This is a genomic window from Vitreoscilla stercoraria DSM 513 (assembly GCF_000382305.1).
Lineage (GTDB): Bacteria > Pseudomonadota > Gammaproteobacteria > Burkholderiales > Neisseriaceae > Vitreoscilla > Vitreoscilla stercoraria.
The window spans coordinates 1-1,070 of record NZ_KB908055.1; the positions used below are offsets into that span (position 1 = coordinate 1).

1 rRNA gene is annotated in these 1,070 nt (G+C 48.7%); it reads left to right on the forward strand.

From position 1 onward, the window contains the following. Positions 1-1,070 (forward strand): 23S ribosomal RNA (locus H150_RS0113375); the annotation flags it as partial.

A 1,070-nucleotide genomic window follows, 5' to 3' on the forward strand; every position in this document is an offset into this window, starting at 1 on the left:
CGGAGGAAAAGAAATCAACCGAGATTCCGCAAGTAGTGGCGAGCGAACGCGGAAAAGCCTGTTAGTGATAGTAGTCGAGATAGAAGAACATTCTGGAAAGTATGACCATAGTGCGTGATAGTCGCGTATTCGAAATCTCAACTGCGGTACTAAGCTAACGACAAGTAGGGCGGGACACGAGAAATCCTGTCTGAATATGGGGGGACCATCCTCCAAGGCTAAATACTCATCATCGACCGATAGTGAACCAGTACCGTGAGGGAAAGGCGAAAAGAACCCCGGAAGGGGAGTGAAATAGAACCTGAAACCTGATGCATACAAACAGTGGGAGCGGACTTGTTCCGTGACTGCGTACCTTTTGTATAATGGGTCAACGACTTACGTTCAGTAGCAAGGTTAACCGAATAGGGGAGCCGTAGAGAAATCGAGTCTTAATAGGGCGATTAGTTGCTGGGCGTAGACCCGAAACCAAGTGATCTATCCATGGCCAGGATGAAGTTGCCGTAACAGGTAATGGAGGTCCGAACCCACTAATGTTGCAAAATTAGGGGATGAGCTGTGGATAGGGGTGAAAGGCTAAACAAACTTGGAGATAGCTGGTTCTCCCCGAAAACTATTTAGGTAGTGCCTCGAGGTACACTCATGGGGGTAAAGCACTGTTATGGCTAGGGGGTTATTGCAACTTACCAACCCATGGCAAACTAAGAATACCATGAAGTGATTCCTCGGGAGACAGACATCGGGTGCTAACGTCCGGTGTCAAGAGGGAAACAACCCAGACCGCCAGCTAAGGTCCCAAATGATAGATTAAGTGGTAAACGAAGTGAGAAGGCCCAGACAGCTAGGATGTTGGCTTAGAAGCAGCCACCATTTAAAGAAAGCGTAATAGCTCACTAGTCGAGTCGTCTTGCGCGGAAGATGTAACGGGGCTCAAATCTATAACCGAAGCTGCGGATGTACGCTTATGCGTATGTGGTAGGGGAGCGTTCTGTAGGCCTGCGAAGGTGGATTGTGAAGTCTGCTGGAGGTATCAGAAGTGCGAATGTTGACATGAGTAGCGATAAAGGGGG